Origin of the sequence: Kitasatospora sp. NPDC059973, assembly GCF_042737525.1 — a bacterium.
Lineage (GTDB): Bacteria > Actinomycetota > Actinomycetes > Streptomycetales > Streptomycetaceae > Kitasatospora.
The window spans coordinates 22033-28445 of the sequence record NZ_JBHWUI010000110.1; the positions used below are offsets into that span (position 1 = coordinate 22033).

General features: G+C 75.6%; 7 protein-coding genes. 5 read left to right on the forward strand and 2 right to left on the reverse strand.

Annotation, left to right across the window (positions count from 1 at the left end):
• Positions 1 to 58: 58 nt before the first annotated feature.
• Positions 59 to 736 carry a DUF305 domain-containing protein gene (locus ACFWA9_RS26545; RefSeq protein WP_380390243.1) on the forward strand — a complete coding sequence of 226 codons (678 nt, stop codon included), beginning with the start codon at positions 59 to 61 and terminating at the stop codon, positions 734 to 736.
• A 103-nt stretch (positions 737 to 839) separates the two neighbouring features.
• Here the strand turns inward: ACFWA9_RS26545 and ACFWA9_RS26550 are convergent, their stop codons facing one another.
• Entirely contained in the window at positions 840 to 1508 is a 669-nt protein-coding gene (locus tag ACFWA9_RS26550) for a TetR/AcrR family transcriptional regulator (RefSeq protein WP_380390231.1), read from the reverse strand.
• Between the two features lie 285 nt (positions 1509 to 1793).
• Here ACFWA9_RS26550 and ACFWA9_RS26555 point away from each other — a divergent pair, with 285 nt between their 5' ends.
• Positions 1794 to 2828, forward strand: a complete 1035-nt coding sequence (locus tag ACFWA9_RS26555) for a medium chain dehydrogenase/reductase family protein (protein ID WP_380390233.1) — start codon at positions 1794 to 1796, stop codon at positions 2826 to 2828.
• Positions 2829 to 2902: 74 nt separating this feature from the next.
• The gene (locus ACFWA9_RS26560) at positions 2903 to 3430 is read left to right on the forward strand and encodes an SRPBCC family protein (RefSeq protein ID WP_352290334.1); all 528 of its coding nucleotides are present in this window, start codon (positions 2903 to 2905) and stop codon (positions 3428 to 3430) included.
• 47 nt (positions 3431 to 3477) lie between these two features.
• Here ACFWA9_RS26560 and ACFWA9_RS26565 read toward each other — a convergent pair whose 3' ends face one another.
• Positions 3478 to 4953 (reverse strand): MFS transporter, encoded by a 1476-nt coding sequence (locus tag ACFWA9_RS26565; RefSeq protein WP_380390235.1) that lies wholly within the window; start codon positions 4951 to 4953, stop codon positions 3478 to 3480.
• 234 nt (positions 4954 to 5187) lie between these two features.
• On the opposite strand from ACFWA9_RS26565, the gene ACFWA9_RS26570 reads away from it, so the two are divergent.
• Together ACFWA9_RS26570 and ACFWA9_RS26575 are read left to right on the forward strand one after the other, a co-directional pair.
• A complete protein-coding gene (locus tag ACFWA9_RS26570; protein WP_380390237.1) occupies positions 5188 to 5742 on the forward strand; it encodes a MarR family winged helix-turn-helix transcriptional regulator in 555 nt (184 codons plus the stop codon).
• 40 nt (positions 5743 to 5782) lie between these two features.
• Entirely contained in the window at positions 5783 to 6316 is a 534-nt protein-coding gene (locus ACFWA9_RS26575; RefSeq protein WP_380390239.1) for a GNAT family N-acetyltransferase, read from the forward strand.
• The last annotated feature ends 97 nt before the right edge of the window (positions 6317 to 6413 follow it).

Here is a 6413-nt window from a genome sequence, read left to right on the forward strand (position 1 = left end):
CGACGCGGCGGTGTCCGGGGCGCACGACGAGGGCCGGGACACCGGCCACGGCGACGCCCTGGACGACACCCCGGACGCGGCGCCCCGGCCCGGCCGCAAGCGGCTCTGGTGGCCGGCGGCGCTGGCCGCCGCGCTCGCCCTCGCGCTCGGGGTCCCCGCGCTGGTGGCGAGCGGGACGTCGGCGTCCGGCTCGTCCTCGATCGCGGCCCCGGCGGACGACTCGCCCGAGGCCGGGTTCGCCCGTGACATGGCGACCCACCACCAGCAGGCCGTGGACCTGTCGTTCATCGTCCGGGACCGGACCGGCGACGCGTCGGTGCGCACCCTCGCCTTCGACATCATCAACACCCAGGCGAACCAGCGCGGGATGATGATGGGCTGGCTCGACCAGTGGGGGCTCCCGCAGCACGCGGCGGCCAAGCCGATGGCCTGGATGAAGATGGGCCACGACTACGCGGCGCACGACGGTTCGCTGATGCCCGGCATGGCCACCAACACCCAGCTCGCCAAGCTGGGCTCGCTCAGCGGGCGGGACGCCGAGGTGCTCTACCTGCAGCTGATGCTGGAGCACCACAAGGGCGGGGTGGAGATGGCCCAGGGCTACGTCGACCTGGCGAAGAACGAGACCGAGAAGCGGCTCGCCCAGTCGATGGTGGTCGGGCAGACCTCGGAGATCCAGCTGATCACCGACATGCTCACCGAGCGCGGCGCCACCCCTGGTGTGCCCGCGTCCTGATCGACCCGCAGCACCCGGCCCTCTCATCCCCGGCCCTCTCAGCCCCGGCCGTCTCATCCCCGGCCCTCTCTCCCATCGGACGGGGCCGCCCGGTGGGCGGGCGTCACGAGGTGAGGGAGGCCACCTCGGCGGCGTAGAGCAGCTCCGGGTCGAGGTCCATCCCGGTGAAGTGGCCCGCCAGTTCCAGCGAGAGCGTGCCGTGCAGGCGGGTCCAGAAGGCGAGCGCGCGGCGCAGCTCGGCCGGGCGGGCGCCGGGGTGTCCGGCGGCCCAGGGGCGGTGGTGCTCCAGGTGGGCGTCGAGCGCGGCGGCCGGCCCCGCCGGCTCCGGCCCCGGACCGGCGGCGACACAGGCGTCGAGCAGGGTCGACATGATCTCCGATGCGATCACGGTGGTGTCCTCGGGAGCGTGGTAGCCCGGGACCGGGGTGCCGTAGACGAGGAAGTAGCGGTGCGGGTCGGCCAGCGCCCAGCGGCGCAGGGTCCGGGTCAGCTCCAGCAGGTCCGCCGGGTGGGTGCCCCCGGCGGAGCCGGTGGCCAGCAGGGCGTCGGCGAGGCTGCGGTAGGCGTCCCGGACGAGTTCCGTGATCAGCTCGTCGCGGTTGGCGAAGTACCGGTACAGCGCGGGTCCGCTCAGGCCCATCTGCTTGGCGATCGCGTTCAGTGAGAGCGCGGACGCGCCCACCCCGGCGATCTGCTCCCAGGCCCGTTCCTTGACCTCCGCGCGGACCTGCTGCCGGTACCGCTCGCGTGGGGTCGGCGTCTTGTCGGCCATGTCCGTCTCCTTCTTCCGCTCGCCCCGGGATCCGCCCGTCCGTGGATCGGTCCGCCCCGGGATCGGTCCGTCGCCGTACCCGGCCGCCCGCCCCTGCCGTCCTGCCCGCTCGCCCGCCCCGGCCGCCCGCCGGGTACGGGGACCGCAGCATGGGTTAGACGGTATCACTCACGGCAGAGGCGCTCACGATCGATGGATTCGCTCGCTTGACACGATCCTCGGCGGCATTCATTCTAGTTATAGCTTCTAACGGAAGCGAGAGCATCAAACACAGAGGAGATCATCATGGTTGCCACCGAGTACGTCGAGGTCGTCCTGCCGGGCAAGGTCGAGCCGGAGGGCCTGGAGGTCCGTTCGGGGCTGCCGCTCCCGGTGCCCGCCGCCGGTCAGGTCCTGGTCGGGGTGGAGGCCACCGGGGTCTCGTTCGCCGAGCAGCAGATGCGGCGCGGCCGTTACTACGACCAGCCGGCGTTCCCCTTCGTCCCCGGGTACGACCTGGTCGGTACGGTCCTGGCGGCCGGCCCCGGCGTCGGGCCCGAGCTGGTCGGCCGTCGGGTCGCCGCCATGACCAAGACCGGCGGCTGGGCGAGCCACGTCGCGCTGGACGCCGCGGACCTCGTCGAGGTGCCGGACGGCGTCGGCGCGGCGGAGGCCGAGACCGCGGTCGTCAACGGCCTGACCGCCTGGCAGATGCTGCACCGCAAGGCCCGGGTGCGGGCCGGTCAGACCGTCCTGGTCCACGGCGCCAACGGCGGGGTCGGCTCGGTGCTGGTCCAGCTGGCGCTCGGCGCCGGCGCCCGGGTGATCGGCACCGCCTCGGGCCGCCACCACGACGCCCTGCGGGCCCTCGGCGTCACGCCCGTGGACTACCGCCGCGAGGACGTCCCCGCCCGGGTCCGGGAGCTGGCCCCGGGCGGCGTGGACGCCGTGTTCGACCACGTCGGCGGCCGCGGCATCACCGACTCCTGGCGGCTGCTCGCCCCCGGCGGCACGCTCGTCTCCTACGGCAGCGCCGCCACCCGCGACGCCGAGGGCTCGAAGCAGCTGCCCGTGCTCGCGCTGCTCGGCCGGGTGTGGCTGTGGAACCTGCTGCCCAACGGGCGCCACGCCTACTTCTTCAACGTCTGGGCCGGCCGCGCGTTCGCCCCGAACCGGTTCCGGGCCCGCCTGCGCGCCGACCTCTCCCAGGTGTTCGCGGCCCTGCACCGGGGCGAGATCACGGCCCGGATCGCCGCCGAGCTGCCGCTGGCACGCGCCGCCGAGGCGATGCGCCTGGCGGAGTCCGGCACCGTCGCCGGGAAGGTCGTCCTCGTCCCGTAGGCACGGCCCCGCCCGATCGCCCCCGGGCATCCCCCCATGCATCCCCCTCAGGCCACCAGACCAGGAGACCCACCGTGTTCACCACCCTCGCCGCCAGGGCCGCCGCCCTGCCCGTCGCCGTCGTCACCGGGCTCTGCGGAGGCGGCGGGCAGCAGCCCGCCGTCCGGATCGATCACCGGGCCCCGGTGATCACCCGCGACGACATCGTCATCCACGCGCCGCTGGAACGGATCTGGCGGATCCAGACGGACATCGGGGCCTGGCCGACCTGGCAGCCCGACGTCACCCGCACCGAGTGGCTGACTCCCGGCCCGCTGCGCACCGGCTCGGTGTTCCGCTGGTCGGTGCACGGCCTGAGCGACATCACCTCCACCGTCCGGGAGGTGCGCCCGCCGCACCGGATCGTCTGGGGCGGCCCGGCCCAGGGGATCACCGCCGTGCACGTCTGGACCTTCACCCCGGTCCGGGACGGCGTGCGCGTCCACACCGAGGAGTCCTGGGCCGGGGCACCGGTGGAGGCCGCCCGGCCGGAACTCCAGGCGGCGCTGGACGCCTCGCTGGACGCCTGGCTGCACCACCTCAAGGCCCGGGCCGAGGGGTGACGGGCCACCGGGGCCGGCGCCCCGGGCGTCCTCCGCGGCGCCACCGGTCAGGCCCCGCCCGGCTCCGGCCGCCCCGGCGTCCGCCCGGCCGGGCGGACAAGCGCCACCGCGAGGACGGCCACGGCGGCGAGCGCGAGCAGGACCGTCCGCCCGCCGGACGCCGCGCCCGCCAGGTGGACACCGAGGACGGGCAGCGCGGTGCCGAGCGCCGTCCCCAGGCTGCGGGCCATGTTGACCATGCCGCCGCCGACCGCCGAGCACTGCGGCGGGATCGCCCGCATCACCAGCGCGTTGTTGGCCGGCAGCAGCAGCCCCAGCCCGTACCCGGCGACCAGCAGCGGGCCCGCCGCCGTCGCCGCCCCCACCGGCAGCAGCGCGAGCAGCAGCAGCCCGGCGCCCGCGACGGCGGCGCCCCACCGGCAGCGGTCGACGTCCGACCAGCCCCGCGGCAGCAGCGCGCCGCCGACGGTCGCGGCGAGCGCGAAGGCGGCCGGGAGCAGGGTGATCACCAGACCGGCCCGGACCACCGGGACGCCCGCCCCGGCGAGCAGCACCGGGCCGAGCACCAGCGGGCAGAACAGCAGCAGATAGCCGATCAGCGCGACGGCCAGCCCGGGCCGCACGCCCGGGGTGTTGACCAGCCCCGGCGCCAGGATCGGCCGGGCGGCCCGCCGCTCCTGGCGGACCAGGCCGAGGGTGAGCAGCGCCGAGGCGAGCAGCAGGGCCGCCGCGGCCCACCCGGGCAGGGGCAGGCCGGAGGCGGTGGAGAGGGCGAGCAGCAGCGCGGTGCTGGCTCCGGTGAGCAGCAGCAGCCCGGACAGGTCGAACCGGCCGCCCCCGGTAAGGCCCCCGCCCCCACCCCCGTCGCCGTCGGCGACACCGGGGACCCACGCCCGGGCGCGGGTGCGGGGCAGCAGGAACCAGCCCGCCAGGATGCCGAACAGTCCGATCGGCACATTGATCCAGAACACCCAGCGCCAGGAGGCGTGTTCGACCAGCAGCCCGCCGAGGCTGGGCCCGAGCGCCAGGCCGAGGCCCTGGGCGGCCGCCTGGATGCCCAGCGCCCGGCGCATCGCGTGGCCGGGGACGCCGCGGGCCACCAGGGCGACGCTGTTGGCCTGCATCATCGCGCCGCCGACCGCCTGCACGGCCCGGCAGGCCACCAGGATCCAGAGGCCGCCGGCGAACCCCGCGCCGAGCGAGGCCAGTGCGAAGACGGCGAAGCCGCCGAGGTACATCGTCTTGCGCCCGACCAGGTCGGAGAGCCGGCCGACCGGGGCCAGCAGGGCCACCAGCACCAGCAGATAGGCCAGCGCGACCCATTCCACCGCGGCGAAGCCGGCCCGGAAGTGCCCGCCGAGCGCGGGCAGCACCAGGGCGGTGATGCCGGCGGTGAGCTGGCCGAGGAACGCCCCGAGGCAGACGGTGCCGACGGCCAGCCAGTGGGCGTGCCGCCACCCGGCGATGCCGCGCGGCCGGGGGCGCTCGGCGAGCAGCCTGGTGGCGAGGGCGGCGGCGTTCATACGGCAAAATATATCGGACGCAGATATGTTCCTTCTACGAGCTGTTCGGTCGCCGATGGGCGTCGGCCCGGTGTCGAGACGGTACGCGACCGGAGGCTGCGGCCTCCGGCGGGCGGTCGGGGGCGGGCGGCCGGGGTGGCCGGTCGGCGGGCGGCGGGGAGTGGGCGATCGACCCCTTCTCGGCAGGTGATCGGGCCGACGGCGCGGCCGCCACCAGGCGCTACGCTGTCCGCCATGCCGTCGTCACCCCCCGTTCCCGACCCCGCCGCCGCGCCTGCCGACACCCAGGCCGCCCCCGGGGTCCCGGCGGAGCTCCCCGCTCCGGCGATCGAACGCGCCCGGCGGCTGACCGACGTGGTCACTCGGCTGCGCCGCGCCCTGCGCAGCAGCATCCGCACCGAGTACCCGTGGGAGTCCCTGCCGATGGCGCAGGTCGAACTCCTCCAGACGCTCGCCGCCGCGCCGCTGCGGGTCGGCGAACTCGCCGCCCGCCAGCGGCTGGCCCCGAACACCGTCAGCGGCCTGGTCGGCAAGCTGCTGGAGGCCGGCTTCGTCGACCGCCAGGCCGATCCCGGCGACCGCCGCACCGCCCGGATCGCGCTCACCCCGGCGGGTCTGCGCCAGCTGGACGACTGGCGGCACGCCCACGAGCGCCGCATCGCCACCGCCCTCGCCACCCTGACCGCAGCCGACCGCGAGGCCGTCATGCAGGCGCTCCCCGCCCTCGACCGGCTCGCCCGCGCGCTGGCCGACCCGGGTGCGCCCGAGCAGCGGACCGGGCCCGAATAGTCGGGTGACGAGCGGGCCCGGCGGCGGCTACCGTCCGTGGATGGAGAGCACTCGGGCGGCCGCCGCACGGATACGGATCGAGCCCTGGACGGACGCCGATCTGGCGCTGCTCCGCCAGGTCAACACCCCCGCGATGAAGCGGCACGTCGGCGGCCCGGAGACGGAGCGGCAACTCCTCCACCGGCACCGCCGCTACCTCGACTTCGTCCCCTCCGGCGTCGGCTGCATGTACCGCATCGTGCTGCTCCCCGGCGGCGAGCCGGTCGGCACCGTCGGCTACGGCACCCGGACGTGGCAGGGCGCGACCGTCCACGAGATGGGCTGGAACGTCCTGCCCGCCCACCAGGGCCGGGGCATCGCGGTGGCCGCCAGCAGGGCCGCCGTCGCTGCGGCCCGCCGCGAGGCCCGCCACCCCCATCTGCACGCCTTCCCCGACGTGGCCAACCCCGCCTCGAACGCCGTCTGCCGCAAGGCCGGCTTCACCCTCCTCGGCGAGACCGCCTTCGAGTTCCCGCCCGGGCGCCCCATGCGCAGCAACGACTGGCGGGTGGACCTCCGCGCGGACCCCGCCTAGGGGCTGTTCAAGGTTCGGATCTTGCTGCGGTTCGATGGTGGGCTGGTGTCTCTGGTAGAACTCCGTGCTGTGGCGCGTTTTGACGTGACGGATGCCG

Excerpts from the sequence above, each read along its gene's own strand:
- ACFWA9_RS26550 (WP_380390231.1), bottom strand. The coding sequence starts at position 1,508 with ATGGCCGACAAGACGCCGACCCCACGCGAGCGGTACCGGCAGCAGGTC.
- ACFWA9_RS26555 (WP_380390233.1), top strand. The coding sequence starts at position 1,794 with ATGGTTGCCACCGAGTACGTCGAGGTCGTCCTGCCGGGCAAGGTCGAG.
- ACFWA9_RS26565 (WP_380390235.1), bottom strand. The coding sequence starts at position 4,953 with ATGAACGCCGCCGCCCTCGCCACCAGGCTGCTCGCCGAGCGCCCCCGG.
- ACFWA9_RS26570 (WP_380390237.1), top strand. The coding sequence starts at position 5,188 with ATGCCGTCGTCACCCCCCGTTCCCGACCCCGCCGCCGCGCCTGCCGAC.
- ACFWA9_RS26575 (WP_380390239.1), top strand. The coding sequence starts at position 5,783 with ATGGAGAGCACTCGGGCGGCCGCCGCACGGATACGGATCGAGCCCTGG.